At 68.2% G+C, this 13,855-nt stretch carries 14 protein-coding genes; 5 read left to right on the forward strand and 9 right to left on the reverse strand.

Annotation, left to right across the window (positions count from 1 at the left end):
* Window positions 1-8 precede the first annotated feature (8 nt).
* The 9 genes from VRZ77_RS00100 to ccoN form a co-directional block, all read right to left on the reverse strand.
* Window positions 9-1,175, reverse strand: coding sequence for a hypothetical protein (locus tag VRZ77_RS00100; RefSeq protein ID WP_414590676.1), 1,167 nt, complete (start codon window positions 1,173-1,175; stop codon window positions 9-11).
* Window positions 1,172-1,357 (reverse strand): cbb3-type cytochrome oxidase assembly protein CcoS, encoded by a 186-nt coding sequence (gene ccoS, locus VRZ77_RS00105; RefSeq protein WP_414590677.1) that lies wholly within the window; start codon window positions 1,355-1,357, stop codon window positions 1,172-1,174. Before ccoS ends, VRZ77_RS00100 begins: the two co-directional genes overlap by 4 nt.
* Window positions 1,354-3,642 (reverse strand): heavy metal translocating P-type ATPase, encoded by a 2,289-nt coding sequence (locus VRZ77_RS00110; RefSeq protein WP_414590678.1) that lies wholly within the window; start codon window positions 3,640-3,642, stop codon window positions 1,354-1,356. Before VRZ77_RS00110 ends, ccoS begins: the two co-directional genes overlap by 4 nt.
* A 6-nt stretch (window positions 3,643-3,648) precedes the next feature.
* Entirely contained in the window at window positions 3,649-4,140 is a 492-nt protein-coding gene (locus tag VRZ77_RS00115) for a FixH family protein (protein ID WP_414590679.1), read from the reverse strand.
* 15 nt (window positions 4,141-4,155) lie between these two features.
* On the reverse strand, window positions 4,156-5,619 hold the full coding sequence (gene ccoG, locus VRZ77_RS00120; protein ID WP_414590680.1) for a cytochrome c oxidase accessory protein CcoG: 1,464 nt from the start codon (window positions 5,617-5,619) through the stop codon (window positions 4,156-4,158).
* Between the two features lie 208 nt (window positions 5,620-5,827).
* Window positions 5,828-6,721, reverse strand: coding sequence for a cytochrome-c oxidase, cbb3-type subunit III (gene ccoP, locus VRZ77_RS00125; RefSeq protein ID WP_414590681.1), 894 nt, complete (start codon window positions 6,719-6,721; stop codon window positions 5,828-5,830).
* A 4-nt stretch (window positions 6,722-6,725) separates the two neighbouring features.
* Window positions 6,726-6,881, reverse strand: a complete 156-nt coding sequence (locus tag VRZ77_RS00130) for a cbb3-type cytochrome c oxidase subunit 3 (RefSeq protein ID WP_414590682.1) — start codon at window positions 6,879-6,881, stop codon at window positions 6,726-6,728.
* 10 nt (window positions 6,882-6,891) lie between these two features.
* A complete protein-coding gene (gene ccoO, locus VRZ77_RS00135) occupies window positions 6,892-7,650 on the reverse strand; it encodes a cytochrome-c oxidase, cbb3-type subunit II (RefSeq protein WP_414590683.1) in 759 nt (252 codons plus the stop codon).
* An 11-nt stretch (window positions 7,651-7,661) separates the two neighbouring features.
* Window positions 7,662-9,341 carry a cytochrome-c oxidase, cbb3-type subunit I gene (gene ccoN / locus VRZ77_RS00140; protein ID WP_414590684.1) on the reverse strand — a complete coding sequence of 560 codons (1,680 nt, stop codon included), beginning with the start codon at window positions 9,339-9,341 and terminating at the stop codon, window positions 7,662-7,664.
* Between the two features lie 285 nt (window positions 9,342-9,626).
* On the opposite strand from ccoN, the gene VRZ77_RS00145 reads away from it, so the two are divergent.
* From VRZ77_RS00145 to cysG, 5 genes are all read left to right on the forward strand, one after another.
* Complete coding sequence (locus tag VRZ77_RS00145) at window positions 9,627-9,926, forward strand: hypothetical protein (RefSeq protein WP_414590685.1); 300 nt, start codon at window positions 9,627-9,629, stop codon at window positions 9,924-9,926.
* Window positions 9,927-10,082: 156 nt separating this feature from the next.
* A complete protein-coding gene (gene msrA / locus VRZ77_RS00150; RefSeq protein WP_414590686.1) occupies window positions 10,083-10,736 on the forward strand; it encodes a peptide-methionine (S)-S-oxide reductase MsrA in 654 nt (217 codons plus the stop codon).
* Window positions 10,737-10,850: 114 nt separating this feature from the next.
* Window positions 10,851-11,561: a hypothetical protein gene (locus VRZ77_RS00155; protein WP_414590687.1), complete on the forward strand. Its 711-nt coding sequence runs from the start codon at window positions 10,851-10,853 to the stop codon at window positions 11,559-11,561.
* 123 nt (window positions 11,562-11,684) lie between these two features.
* Window positions 11,685-12,182, forward strand: a complete 498-nt coding sequence (locus tag VRZ77_RS00160; RefSeq protein WP_414590688.1) for a TIGR00645 family protein — start codon at window positions 11,685-11,687, stop codon at window positions 12,180-12,182.
* A gap of 145 nt (window positions 12,183-12,327) precedes the next feature.
* Window positions 12,328-13,848: a siroheme synthase CysG gene (gene cysG, locus VRZ77_RS00165; protein ID WP_414590689.1), complete on the forward strand. Its 1,521-nt coding sequence runs from the start codon at window positions 12,328-12,330 to the stop codon at window positions 13,846-13,848.
* The last annotated feature ends 7 nt before the right edge of the window (window positions 13,849-13,855 follow it).

Consider the following 13,855-nt stretch of genomic DNA (forward strand, 5'->3'; position numbering starts at 1 on the left):
CGCAGGCTTCAGGCGAGCAGCGTGCCGACCAATGCGGCGGCGAGTAGGGCCGCGTCATGGGCGGCGAGCTGAAGGCGGGAAGGCACGCCCCGGCCGTGCAGCATCAGCGTCGCGCCGAGCGTTGCCAGCGACCAGCCGGCCCCGACCAGCAGGAAGCCGGCGCCGATCCACGCCGCGTCAGCCTGCAAATGAGTGAGGCCCGCCGCGCCCACGCACAGCACCACGCCGCAGAGCGCGACGCCGGCATCGCCCAGCATCAGTGCCAGCCGGCCGCCGAGCAGCGCCGGCGCGTACATCGCCACGACATGCCAGGCCACCACGCCGGAAATCACCGGCAGGCCGATGCCGCAATCGGCCATGGCCAGCGGCGCGCTCGCCATCGCGGAGGTCATCGCGCCCCAGGCGAAAATACCGGCCAGAGTCGGGACGACCAGCGCGCGCCAGCGTAGCGCTATGGTCGGCTCCGCCGTGGCACCAGCTTCCACCGTCATCTCGGCATGGGAAAAACGCGCCTCAGGCAGCGCGACGGCAAACGCCAGCGCGCCGAGCTGCGCGAGAGCCGCCAGCATGAGGGTGCCGACGAAGGTGAACGGCGTGAACAGCGCTTCAGCCGCACCGGCGGCCGCCGGGCCTATAAGCCCAGCCAGCGCCCCGGCGCCGAGCAGGCGCGCGATCACCCCCGCCCGCCCGGTGCCGCCAGCGCCGAAGGCGGCGGCGTGGCGATAGAACATGCCGAATCCCTGCGCGGCACCGAGCCAGAATCCACCGACCACCAGCGCCGGGAACAGCCGCATGGTCACGGCATAGGCCGCGATCAGCCCGCCTGCGACACCGAGGCTGGCGCCGAGCGCGAAGCCCGCCCGGCGACCGAAGGCGTCGAGCAGGAAGGTCGCCGGCAGGCTGGCGCAGGCGGCACCGAGAAAGAACGCCGCCAGCGGCAGACCGGCCATGGGAAGACCGTGAAACAGGCGCCCGTCATCCAGCATCGCACCCGCCAGAGGCAACACGCCGAGCGTGAGCGCCTGCGCCAGCACGATGAGCGCGAAGCCGCCGGCCAATTGCCATTGTCCCGGCAGACGGCGCAGCGCGCGCGCGCCATCCTCCGGGCAGGCGCAGCCGAGCCGCCCGGCACGGGCGGCGACGTCCTCCTCGCCATATCCCAGCCCCAGGCTCATCGCGGCGTCGCGTCCTTCATCCGGCGGGCAGCGTGTGGATCGAGGTCGTCGTCGCTGAGCACGCGCACCGCCGCGCCGTCCATGTCCTCATACTGCCCGCTGCGCAGCGACCACATGAAGGCCAGCAGACCGAGCAGACCGAGGCCGAGCGCCATGGGAAGCAGATAGATCAGCACATTCATAGCGAGGAGGCCTCCCGGCTGTCGGCCATGGGCAGGGTATAGGACCGCGCCCGCAGCGCGTTCAGCGTCACGATGACCGAGGAACCTGACATCGCCAGCGCCGCCACCAGCGGGGTGACATAGCCGCCGATCGCCAGCGGCACCGCGATTAGGTTGTAGGCCACGGCGATCATCAGGTTCTGCCGCATCAGCTCGCGCGCCCGCGCCGACACCGCCATTACCGCCGCCACCGGTGCCAGCTTCTCGCCGAGGAACACCGCATCGGCATGGGCGCGCGTCACATCCGCCGCGGTAATCGGGGAGAGCGAGACGCTGGCGGCGGCGAGCGAGGGCGCATCGTTCACGCCGTCGCCGACCATGAGCACGCGGCGGCCACCGGCGCCAAGTCGGTCCAGCGCGGCGATCTTGTCGGCGGGCGTGGCGTGGCCGCGCCAGTCCTCGACTCCGAGCTGCTGCGCGACCCGTGCCACCGCCTCGGGCCGGTCGCCCGAGAGGATGGCGACATGCTTGCCCCAGCGGCGAAGCTGGTCGATCACGGCGCGAGCGTCCGGGCGCAGCGACTGGCGGATCACCAGCACGGCGCGGCGCTCCCCCGCCCGCACCGCCACCAACGAGGCGTCGGGCGCCGCAACGGTCTCTGCCAGATCCGCGCAGCCGCAGAAGTCCGGGCTGCCGAGGCGAACCCGCATACCATCCACCACGCCCTCCACCCCGGCCCCGGCAACTTCTGCCATGCCTCCCAGCGGCGCGGCGCCGGGACGCGCGGCGGCGATGGCACGGGCCAGCGGATGGGTGCTGCCCGCCGCCAGCCGGGCGGCTATGTCGATGAGTTCGGGATCGACCGAGGCGGCATTGTCGAGCGCCATTTCGGAAACGGTGAGCGTGCCGGTCTTGTCGAAAGCGACGGTATCGACCAGCGCCATCCGCTCGAACACGTCGCCGGAATTCAGCAGCACGCCCGCCCGCATCAGGGCGCCGGCCGCCACCACCTGCACCGCCGGCACCGCGAGCGCCAGCGCGCAGGGACAGGTGATGATCAGAACCGCCACCGCGATCAGCACCGCCTGATGCACCGAAGCGCCGGCCAGCAGCCAGCCGATCAGCGAGAGCAAGGCGGTCGCATGCACCACCGGCGCGTAAAGCCGCGCGGCCCGGTCGGCGAGCCGGACATAGGTGCCGCGCGCGGTCGCGGCCTTATCGAGAAGCCGCTCGATTTCCTCGATGAACGTGTTCTCGCCCGCCGCCGTGGTGCGCACATGCAGCACGCCGTCATGCACCAGGCTGCCGGCATGGATCGCCCCGCCCGCCGCCAGCGCACGCGGCAGGGTCTCGCCGGTGATCAGGCTCTCATCCACCGACGCCGTGCCCGACACCACAATGCCGTCCACCGGCACACGCTCGCCGGCGCGCACCAGCACCATGTCGCCGGGCGCGATGGCGGCGGCGGGAACCGTGACCAGCGAGCCATCGGGCGAGAGGCGGTTGGCGCTTGCGGCCTTGAGCGCGGCGAGGTTGCTCGCCTCCGCCCGCGTCCGGCGGCGCATGGCGTGGTCGAGATAGCGGCCGGTCAGCAGGAAAAACAGCAGCATCACCGCCGAATCGAAATAGGCGTGCTCGGCGTGGTTCAGCGTCTCGAACACCGAGACGCCGAGGGCCAGCAGCACGCCCAGCGTGATCGGCACGTCCATGTTGAGGCTGCGCGCCTTCAACGCGCGGATCGCGCTCTGGAAGAAGGGCTGGCCGGCATAGGCGGCGGCCGGCAACGCGATCAGCGCCGAGAGCCAATGGAACAGGTCGCGGGTCTCGGGGGTGATGTCGGTGACATTGCCCGACCACACCGAAACCGAGAGCAGCATGATGTTCATCATGGCGAAGCCCGCGACGCCGAGGCAACGCAGCAGGTGACGCGCGGTGGCGCGGTCCATCTCCTCGGCGCGGTCGGCCTCGAACGGGTAGGCCTTGTAGCCGGCTCCTGCCAGCGCGCGGAAGATCGCACCCGGCTCGGCGGAAGCGTCCTTCTTCCAGGTTACGGTCAGGCGGTGGCTGGTGTAGTTCAGCCGGGCCTGCGCGATGGCCGGCAGCGCCTCCACCGCGTCCTCGATTTCGTCGATGCAGGCGGCGCAGTCTATGCCCTCGATCGCGAAGGCCATTTCCGCCTGCCCGCTCTCGTTCTGCCGCACGAACAGGGAGAAATCCTCGACCGCCTCCGCCCGCACCGGCTCGCCGCCGGACCGGGCGGCGGGGGCGAGGGACGGCAAGTGGACCACACCGGCATCCGTGCTCATAGGCTGCTACCTTGTCACAACCCGGTTGCTGGAACGGAACAGGCGCTCGCCGTCGCGGCTGAGCTCGATCACGAGGTCCCACTGGCCGGGCGGCGGCGTGGTGTCGGCATGCCACTGGCCCGCACCGGTGCGCTCGGGCTCGATGACCTGATCGAGCCGGCGGTCGGTCGGGTGATGCAGCCGGACCGCGATGTCGAGGCCGGTCAGGGGCTGGCCGGCCGCGTCGCGCGCGCTCACGTCGAATTCGCCCCCTGCCAGATGAGCGGCCACCTGCCAGTGCCGGGCATCCTGCGCCTGCGCCGCCGCGCTTTCGCGGGTGAATTCGAGCCCGGCCTGATAGGAGCTCGCGGTCTCCACCCCGCCGAAGCTGGTGACCGCAGCGCGAACGAGGAAGAAATTCGCCACGAACACGATGCCGAAGAAGCCCAGAAAGCAGGCCAGCACGGTGCGGCCGGTGATCGGATTTCCGCGGGTGGATTGATCGGAGGTCATCGCCATGGCGCGTTTCCTGGCTCAGGGGCCTTTGAAATGGTCGGGAGCGGAGGCGGTGCGGCCGCCCTCGATGTCGGTGGCATGGAAGGTGATGCCAAGCGAGGCGTTCTCCGGCAGCCGGGCGTGGGTCGAAACCAGCACGCGCGCCTCGTAGGTCTGGTCCGGCCCGACCGCCACGACCGGGCGGCCCTGCGCATCCGGCACGCCGCCAACCACCTCGACCGTTGCATCCGGCACGCCTTCCACCGCGATCTGGAACTGGCGCGAGCTCAGCTCCTTGTTGACGAGGCGCAGCGTGTAGGCGTTGCGGATCGAGCCGTCGGACAGCTGGACAAAGAGCGGGTTGCGGTCGTGAATGACCGAGAGCCCCTCATAGCCGCGCGTCGCCAGCGTGGTGAGCATGATGCCGCCGACCACCACGATCAGCGCGGCATAGAGCACGGTGCGGGCGCGCAGCAGGCGCGTCACGGTCGGGCGACCCTGCTGGCGGGCCTGCACATTCATGTCGGTGTCGTAGGCGATCAGCCCGGTCGGACGGTTGATCTTCTTCATCACCGTGTCGCAGGCATCAATGCACAGGCCGCACTGGATGCAGCCGAGCTGGAGACCCTCGCGGATGTCAACGCCGGTCGGACACGCCGCGACGCACTGGTTACAGTCCACGCAGTCGCCACCGGGCAGGCCCTGCAGCTTCAGCGCCTGCGTCTTCTTGAACGAGCCGCGCGGCTCGCCGCGATCATAGCGATAGGTGACGTTGAGCGCGTATTCGTCGGTCAGCGCGGCCTGAATGCGCGGCCACGGGCACATATAGGTGCAGACCTGCTCGCGCATGTGACCGGCGAGAACATAGGTGGTGAAGGTGAGGATGCCGATCCAGACATAGGCGATCGCTGGCCCCTCGCCCTTCAGGAGCTGCATCACCAGCGTCGGCGCATCGGCGAAATAGAGCACCCAGGCGCCGCCGGTCCACCACGCCACCATCAGCCACAGAGTGTGCTTCGAGGCGGCCTCGAAGGCCCGCTGTGCACGGGAGGCGTGCTTGAGCTTCTCGCGGCGCTCGCGCGGGTCGCCCTCCACCATGCGCTCGATCGCCTGGAACAGGTCGGTCCATACCGTCTGCGGGCACAGATAACCGCACCAGATGCGCCCGGCGACGGCGTTCATCAGGAACAGGACCAGCGCGGCGAGGATGAGCAGGCCGGTCAGGTAGTAGAATTCCTGCGGCCAGATTTCGATGAAGAAGAAGTAAAAGCGGCCATTGGCGAGGTCGACCAGCACCGCCTGCGAGGGCGCGTTCGGCCCGCGGTCCCAGCGCACGAAGGGCAGCAGGTAGTAGATGCCGAGCGTGATCGCCAGCAGCGCCCATTTGATCTTGCGGAAGCGGCCATGAACGGCGATCGGGTAGATCTTGCGGCGCGCCTCGTAAAGCGGGCCGTCCTCGGCGCCCACCTCGTCGACCTGCGCGTTGCTCGTCGCCATGTTCATCGAATGCTCTCCCGGCACGGGGCATCGGCGCTCCACCGAATGCCCGCCTCACTTTCTAGCGCCGGACCGATACGCGGTTGATCCGGGCCATGCCGGGCGGGAAAATGCGTATGCGGCACCCCGCCCCGGAGACACAATGTCGCCGTCGCGGGATGCCGCCTTGACCTTCGTCCGCCGGGAGGCTTTCCGGCCGACGGCGGGGCATCGGCTACTGGCCGCCGCCGAGCGTGTGCACGTAGACGGTCAGTGCCTTGATGGTGCTGTCGTCAAGGCGCCCCTGCCAGGCCGGCATGATGCCGCCGCGCCCGTTGGTCACCGCCTGGATGATGGTCGGCTTGTCGGGCGAATAGAGCCAGATGCCGTCCGTCAGGTTCGGCGCGCCGAGCTCCTGGTTGCCCTTGCCGTCCGGCCCGTGGCAGGCGGCGCAGTTGGCGGCGAAGACTTCCTTGCCTTCCTGGAGCTGGGCATCCGCCACCTGCTCAAGCCCGGCGATGGAGCGCACATAGTCGGCCACCGCGACGATCTGCGGATGGGTCAGTATGCCGTCGCGCCCGAAGGCCGGCATGTCGCCCATGTGGCCGGCGTCGTCAGTGGAGCGCGCGCCGTGCAGGATGGTCTGCTGAATCTGCTCCAGCGTGCCGCCCCACAGCCAGTCGTCGTCGTTCAGGTTCGGGTAGCCCTTGGCACCGCCACCTCCCGCGCCATGGCACGGGGCGCAGTTGTCGCCGAAGGCGGCGCGGCCCTGCGCGCGGGCGAAGGCGAGCAGTTGCGGATTCTGCTCGATCTCCTGCAGCGACGCGGCTTCGAGCTTGCCGGCAAACTCGGCACGCTGGGCGCGCAGGTCGGCGAGGCTGACCTGAATCGCCTCGCGTGAGTTCCAGCCAAACACGCCGGAGGTGTAGGACGACACCAGCGGCCAGGCCGGATAGACCACCCAGTAGCCCACCGCCCACACGATGCAGGCATAGAAGGTCCACAGCCACCAGCGCGGCAGGGGATGGTTCAGCTCCTTGATGCCATCCCATTCGTGCCCGGTCGTGGTGACGCCGGTGACGGCGTCGACCTCGGGCTTGTGCGTTTCGGACGCATGAATATCGGCCATGGTCTCAATCCTCGCTCAGAGGCAGGCGGGCAGCGTGCTCGAACTCGCTCTTGCGGCTGGGAGCCAGCGCATAGACGAGCACGCACAGGAAGATGCCGACGAAGTAGATCAGACCCCAGGTCTGGGCGAATTCGGCGACGGCGCGGTAGGTTTCGTTCATCGTCGCCTCCTCAGCGCACGTTGGCCTTGTCTTCGTAGAGCTTGAAATCGACCATGGTGCCGAGCGCCTGGAGATAGGCGATCAGCGCGTCGGCCTCGGTCAGGGCTCGGGGGTTGCCGTCGAAGTCGCGGACCTGCGCGCCGGGATAGCGCTTCTGGAACGCGTCGACGCCATCGGCATCAGGGTTGGCCTGCGCCCGCAGGTCGGCGAGCGCGTTCTCGACCATCTCGTCAGTGTAGGGCACGCCGACGATCGCGTTGGTCTTCATGTCTGCCGCGACTTCCGAGGTGGCGAGCGGGGTCTGCGCCAGATAGGGATAGCCGGGCATGATCGAGCCGGGCACCACCGAGCGCGGATCCGCCAGATGCTGGCGCTGCCACTCGTCGGAATATTTGCCGCCGACACGGGCGAGGTCCGGGCCGGTGCGCTTGGATCCCCACTGGAACGGGTGGTCGTACATGCTTTCGGCCGCCAGCGAATAGTGGCCGTAGCGCTCCACCTCGTCGCGCAGCGGGCGGATCATCTGCGAGTGGCAGTTATAGCAGCCCTCGCGGACGTAGATGTTGCGCCCCGCCAGTTCCAGCGGCGCCCAGGGGCGCACGCCGGAAACCTTCTCGATGGTGCTCTTCAGGTAGAACAGCGGCACGATCTCGACCAGACCGCCAATCGAGATGACGATCAGGATGCCGATCACCAGCCAGATCGAGTTCTTCTCGAAGAACGCGTGCTTGGCCCAGAGCGACTTCTTGGTTGCGGCTACTTCAGCCATGGTTTTCGTCCTCACTCGGCCGGAACGGGGGCGGGCGTGGCGCGCAGGCCCGCTTCGACGGCTTCAGGCCCGCGAATGGTCATCCACACGTTGAAGGCCATCAGCAGGGCGCCGATCAGGAACAGCACGCCGCCCACCGCGCGGATGATGTAGAAGGGATGCATCGCCTCGACGGTCTCGATGAACGAGTATTCGAGGAAGCCGAGCGAGGTGTAGGCGCGCCACATCAAGCCCTGCAGGATGCCCGCCACCCACATCGACGAGATGTAGAAGACGATGCCGATCGTCGAAATCCAGAAGTGCCAGTTGACGAGGCGCAGCGAATACAGCTCCCGCTTCTGCCAGAGCCACGGCACCAGACAGTAGATGGCGCCGAAGGAGATGTAGGCGACCCAGCCCAGCGCGCCGGAATGCACATGGCCGATGGTCCAGTCGGTGTAGTGGCTCAGCGAGTTGACTTCCTTCACCGACATGAGCGGACCTTCGAAGGTCGACATGCCGTAGAATGCAACCGAGACCACCATCATGCGCAGCACCGGGTCGGTGCGCAGCTTGTCCCAGGCGCCGGAGAGCGTCATCAGGCCGTTGATCATGCCGCCCCAGGAGGGCATCCACAGCATGATCGAGAAGGTCATGCCCAGCGTCTGCGCCCAGTCCGGCAGCGCGGTGTAGTGCAGGTGATGCGGGCCGGCCCAGATGTAGAGGAAGATCAGCGCCCAGAAGTGGATGATCGACAGCCGGTAGGAATAGACCGGCCGGTCGGCACGCTTCGGGATGAAGTAGTACATGATGGCGAGGAAGCCGGCGGTCAGGAAGAAGCCGACGGCGTTATGGCCGTACCACCACTGCACCATCGCGTCCTGAACGCCCGACCAGACGATGTAGGACTTGGGCGAGAACACCGAGACCGGCACCGTGGCGTTGTTGCCGAGGTGCAGCACGGCGATGGTCACGATGAAGGCGAGGTAGAACCAGTTCGCCACATAGATGTGGGGTTCCTTGCGCTTCCAGAGCGTCGCGAGGAACACCAGCAGGTACACTACCCAGACCACGGTGAGCCACAGGTCGGCATACCATTCGGGCTCGGCGTATTCCTTGCCCTGGGTGATGCCCAGCAGATAGCCGGTGCCCGCGATGACGATGAAGAAATTATAGCCGAGCACCACGAACCACGGCGCAAGGTAGCCGGCGAGGCGGGCGCGCGAGGTGCGCTGCACCACGTAGAACGAGGTCGCGATCAGCACATTGCCGCCGAAGGCGAAGATCACCGCCGAGGTGTGCAGCGGGCGCAGGCGGCCGAAGCTGGTCCAGGGCAGATCGAAGTTCAGGAACGGGAAGGCCAGCTGGAACGCGATCAGCACGCCGACCGTGAAGCCGGCGAGACCCCAGAACACCGCCGCGACGGTGGCGAATTTCACCGGACCGAAATTGTAGTTCGGCTTGCCCTCGATCTCCTGCGCCGGCAGCGCGGCCGGGCGGTCGACATAGCGGTTCAGCACCACGAACACGACCGCGATGCTGGCCAGCGCCGACAGATAGGCGTGGAAAGCATAGGCGGCGCTATCGGTCTTCGCCGCGATGGTGATGCAGGCGAGCGCCATGATCGCGAAGACAGCGGCGAGGCCGCCCTCGCCGAAGGTCATGCTCTTCTGCACGCTCTTTACGGCGGCGTAGCTATCCGGTTCCGACATTCGATCCTCCACCCCGCCCCGGTTCCGCTGGAAATCTGGAACGGCTCCATAGTCTGGTCGGACCTTTGTCACGCGGGCGTGAGAGGGCCTTGATCCACGTCAAGCCTAAGGGTCTTCCCGGATCGCTCCGGGAGCGCCTGGAACGGAATGTCGCGGCCAGCGCCCGTGGCCACAGGCGTTCGGGGCTTTCACCTGCACGGACGCTTGCCTCGCGGGACCGTGGCGCTTAGACCGGATCCGGGTGCGGCGAGGCTTTAGTTGGCAGGGCTCGGGCGGGGAGACGGCATGATCCGGTTCGTACTGCGTTTCATCGGGATGTGGCTGCTTGCCGGCGGTTTCGTCGCGCTGGTGCTCGACGGCGTGCGCTCGATCGCCTCCTCCGAACTGGTCCTGGCCCCGTTCGGCACCACCTGGGAGGCGACCAGTCCGGGGACGCTCGCCTCATTCCAATCGCTGGTGGAAACCAGCCTGTCGGCGCAGGCCTGGGACAAGGCGGTCGCTCCCGCACTTACCGCGCCGCTTTTCGCCGTGCTGGGCGGCCTCGGCATCCTGCTGCTGCTTCTCGGGCGCCGCCGCGCCGGCTGACCGAAGCGTGATCGGGGGGCGCCCTCGCGGGAAGGCGCCGGGATGATTACATTGGCGACGATCCCGAACGGGAGAGACTTCAACGTCAGCACATCCGGTCCTTCGCCGCCCCGGCCTTCCGCCCGGGCGACGCCGGACCCATACGAGGGACGTCACATGTTCTTCTTCAAGAAGAGTCTCGACCTGCCGACCCCCGAGCAGGCGCTGCCCGGCCGCGCCGCGCCGCTGCCCACGGCGGAGCGGCATGTCGTGAACCGCCATCCGCTGAAGGGCCCCTATCCCGAGGGGCTGGAGACCGCGATCTTCGCCCTCGGGTGCTTCTGGGGCGCCGAGCGCAAGTTCTGGCAGACGCCGGGCGTGTGGGTGACCGCGGTCGGCTACATCAACGGGCCGACGCCGAACCCGACCTATGAAGAGGTCTGCACCGGCCGCACCGGCCATACCGAGGCGGTGATGGTGGTGTTCGATCCCAAGGTCATCAGCTTTGAGTCCCTGCTCAAGCTGTTCTGGGAAAGCCACGACCCCACGCAGGGCATGCGGCAGGGCAACGATATCGGCACGCAGTATCGCTCCGGCATCTACCTCACCTCGCCGGACCAGCGCGCGGTGGCGGAGGCGAGCCGCGACGCCTATCAGGCGGCCTTGAAGGCACAGGGCTTCCCGGCCATCACCACCGAGATCGTCGACGCGCCGACCTTCTTTTTCGCCGAGGACTACCACCAGCAATATCTGGCACGGAATCCGAACGGCTATTGCGGGCTTGGCGGCACCGGCGTTTCGTGCCCGGTCGGCGTGGGCGTGAATGCCTGACGGGCAGACGGCTGGAGCGGGCTGACTATTTTTGGTCGCATCGCTCCGGCCGCTTACGTGTTCCGGTCGTACGGCGGTAATTTGCGGGTCCCGCAACCAGCCCGTGACGCAACTATGACCGCCGCCCGCTTGCTCCACCTCCGAACCGCCGCTCTCGCCCTGCTGCTGGCACTCGCCGGCACCGCGCAGGCGCAGCCGACGCCCCAGCTGCCTGCGGTGCTTCGCGATGCGCGCTATTGCGAGATCGTGCCGGTCCACGTCACGCGGGAGGGGCTGCGGGCCTCTGTCTACAACACGCTCGGCTTCGACGACTGCCCGGCCGACAAATGGGAAGCGCTCACCCGGCGCGAGTTGTTCCGGCAGTTCGGAACCCTCGCCGTGGTGATGAACGGCCCGCGGCATTTCCTGATGGACGGCATTATCGCCTCTGGCGCGACCAAGACGGGCGAGGTGATCACGGTCGGCGGCATCACGCTGGCCAAGCGCGCCGAGGTCGGGCTCTCGCTGCATCAGGCGATGGGGCCGGCCTATACCGAGCAGACCATCGACCGCGACACCACTTATCGCTTCGACGCCGGCAAGCCGGTGTTCCAGCTTACCGGGCCGGACGGCTCGGTCTATGTGATGCAGGCCTATGCGCAGATCGTTGACCCGACGCTCACCTATGCCGAGTTGCCGACGCTCGGCGCCAAGCTGACGCTGCCTCCCGGCTGGAGCTACGCCACGCACACGCCGGAGCAGGACCTGCTGCTGGTCGCCAACGGCACCGCGATCGTGGTGCAGGACGACCTCAAGAACACCTACCAGAAGATGGCGCCGCGCTGAGCGCGGCGGCACCCTTCACGGCGCCTTCTTCCGGCGCGTTCTTCGCGATGCAGCAAATCACTTGCCGCCGTCGCAACGTCATGTCACCCCTCTGGCATCCGGAAGAAGGATCGGGTGCCGCCCATGGAAAAGCTCATCGAACGCTTCATCTTCATCAGCCGCTGGATCATGGCGCCGTTCTATATCGGCCTCGTCATCGCGCTGGCCGTGCTGCTGTTCAAGTTCGCCAATGAGCTGTTCCACTTCGTCACCCACGCCACCCAATTCGACGAGAGCGAGACCATTCTCGGCATTCTCGCGCTGATCGACCTGACCTTCACCGGCAGCCTTGTGGTCATCGTCATCTTCTCGGGCTACGAGAACTTCGTCTCCAAGATCGACGCCGAGGGCCATTCCGACTGGCCGGAATGGATGACCAAGGTCGACTTCGCCGGCCTCAAGCAGAAGCTGCTGGCCTCCATCGTCGCGATCTCCGCCATCGCGCTGCTGAAAGCGTTCATGGACCTCGACCGCGGCGTCGACGAGAAGGAGCTGATGTGGCTGGTGATCATCCATGTCGTGTTCGTGCTCTCCGGCGTGGTGCTGGCCTGGACCGACCGGCTGTCCGACAAGGGCCACTGAGCGTGACAGGCAGCGGGCCGCCCCAGATTATCGGGAACGGACTGTCTATTTCCTTCAATTCCGATAATCGTGTGTTATATGCACGAATGACTGCCTCCGGCTCCGGCCGGGAGAGCCTACCCGACCACTGAGACGGACCTGACCCATGGCCGACGGCCTGAGCGACGATAGCGACGCACGACACCCGGTGGACGGCTCCGCCGCGCGCATGGCCCCGCTCGCGCGGCTGCCGGTGTTCTTCGCGCTCAAGGGACGGCGCGTGGTGCTGGCCGGCGGCTCGGACGCCGCCGCCTGGAAAGCCGAACTGCTCTGCGCGGCCGGGGCGCAGGTCGACCTGTTCGCCCCCGAACCGGTGGACGACCTTCTCGCGCTGGCGCAGAACCCGCCCGACGGGTCGCTGACGCTGCATGCCCGCGACTGGACCCCGGACGACCTTGCCGGCGCCGCGCTCGCCATCGGCGCCGTCGAGGACGACGCGGAAGGCGCGCGCTTCGCGCAGGCCGCGAGGACGGCGGGCGTTCCGGTAAACGTGGTCGACAAGCCGGCCTTCTGCGACTTCGCCTTCGGCGCCATCGTGAACCGCTCGCCCCTCGTGGTCGGCATTTCCACCGACGGCGCCGCGCCGGTATTCGGCCAGGCGGTGCGCGCCAAGATCGAGGCGGTGATCCCGCAGGGCTTCCGCCACTGGGCGCAGGCGGCGCGGAGCTGGCGCGCCAGCGTCGCGGCGCTGGAGCTTGGCTATCAGGGCCGCCGCCGGTTCTGGGAGCGCTTTACCCGGCGCGCGCTGGAGGCCCCCGAGACCGCCCCGGACGCGGCGCTGCGCGAGACGCTGCTGGAGCGCGCGAAAGCGGAGCGCGACACCGAAGGGCGCGGCTCGGTCGCGCTGGTGGGCGCCGGGCCGGGCGACCCGGAACTCTTGACGCTCAAGGCGGTGCGCGTGCTGCAATCCGCCGATGTCGTGCTCTATGACGATCTGGTCTCCCCGGCCGTGCTGGACGTGGCGCGGCGCGAGGCGAAGAAACTGCTGGTCGGCAAGACCGGCTACCGCCCCTCCTGCAAGCAGGACGACATCAACGCGCTGATGGTCTCGCTGGCCAAGCAGGGCAAGCGCGTGGTGCGGCTCAAGGGCGGCGACCCGATGGTGTTCGGCCGCGCCGGCGAGGAAATCGCCGCCGCGCGGGCGGCCGGCCTGCCGGTGGAGGTGGTGCCGGGCATCACCGCCGCACAGGGCGCGGCGAGCCGGCTCGGCGTCTCGCTCACCCATCGCGACCATGCGCGCCGGCTGCAGTTCATCACCGCCCATGCCCGCGACGGCAAGCTGCCGCGCGACCTCGACTGGCAGGCGCTCGCCGACCCCGCCGCCACCACGGTGGTCTACATGCCCCAGCGCACCTGGGGCGAACTGGCGGAGAAAGCGATAAACGCGGGCCTCGATCCTCACGCACCCGCCCTCGCCATCTTCTCCGCTACCCGCCCGGAGGAATTCCGGGTGGTGGCCACCGTCGCCACGCTCAAGGATAAGCTGAATGCGGCGGTTGCGGATAAGTCGGCGGCAGGCGTGAAGCTGGGGCCGTGCCTGATCCTGTTCGGCCACGCCATCGGTGAAGCCGAGACGTTTGCCGAGGCCGGGCTCAGCGAGGCGCCCGGCGTCGCGCTGGGCGGCTGAGGGAAGG

Origin of the sequence: Ancylobacter sp. G4_0304, from assembly GCF_047501495.1 — a bacterium.
Classification (GTDB): Bacteria; Pseudomonadota; Alphaproteobacteria; order Rhizobiales; family Xanthobacteraceae; genus Ancylobacter.

Bases quoted from the DNA above. Each gene is read 5' to 3' on its own strand.
- ccoS (WP_414590677.1), bottom strand. From the start codon at position 1,357: ATGAATGTGCTGATCTATCTGCTTCCCATGGCGCTCGGCCTCGGTCTG.
- VRZ77_RS00155 (WP_414590687.1), top strand. From the start codon at position 10,851: ATGACCGCCGCCCGCTTGCTCCACCTCCGAACCGCCGCTCTCGCCCTG.
- ccoG (WP_414590680.1), bottom strand. From the start codon at position 5,619: ATGAACATGGCGACGAGCAACGCGCAGGTCGACGAGGTGGGCGCCGAG.
- cysG (WP_414590689.1), top strand. From the start codon at position 12,328: ATGGCCGACGGCCTGAGCGACGATAGCGACGCACGACACCCGGTGGAC.
- VRZ77_RS00115 (WP_414590679.1), bottom strand. From the start codon at position 4,140: ATGGCGATGACCTCCGATCAATCCACCCGCGGAAATCCGATCACCGGC.
- VRZ77_RS00145 (WP_414590685.1), top strand. From the start codon at position 9,627: ATGATCCGGTTCGTACTGCGTTTCATCGGGATGTGGCTGCTTGCCGGC.
- VRZ77_RS00110 (WP_414590678.1), bottom strand. From the start codon at position 3,642: ATGAGCACGGATGCCGGTGTGGTCCACTTGCCGTCCCTCGCCCCCGCC.
- ccoO (WP_414590683.1), bottom strand. From the start codon at position 7,650: ATGGCTGAAGTAGCCGCAACCAAGAAGTCGCTCTGGGCCAAGCACGCG.
- VRZ77_RS00160 (WP_414590688.1), top strand. From the start codon at position 11,685: ATGGAAAAGCTCATCGAACGCTTCATCTTCATCAGCCGCTGGATCATG.
- ccoN (WP_414590684.1), bottom strand. From the start codon at position 9,341: ATGTCGGAACCGGATAGCTACGCCGCCGTAAAGAGCGTGCAGAAGAGC.
- VRZ77_RS00130 (WP_414590682.1), bottom strand. From the start codon at position 6,881: ATGAACGAAACCTACCGCGCCGTCGCCGAATTCGCCCAGACCTGGGGT.
- msrA (WP_414590686.1), top strand. From the start codon at position 10,083: ATGTTCTTCTTCAAGAAGAGTCTCGACCTGCCGACCCCCGAGCAGGCG.
- VRZ77_RS00100 (WP_414590676.1), bottom strand. From the start codon at position 1,175: ATGAGCCTGGGGCTGGGATATGGCGAGGAGGACGTCGCCGCCCGTGCC.
- ccoP (WP_414590681.1), bottom strand. From the start codon at position 6,721: ATGGCCGATATTCATGCGTCCGAAACGCACAAGCCCGAGGTCGACGCC.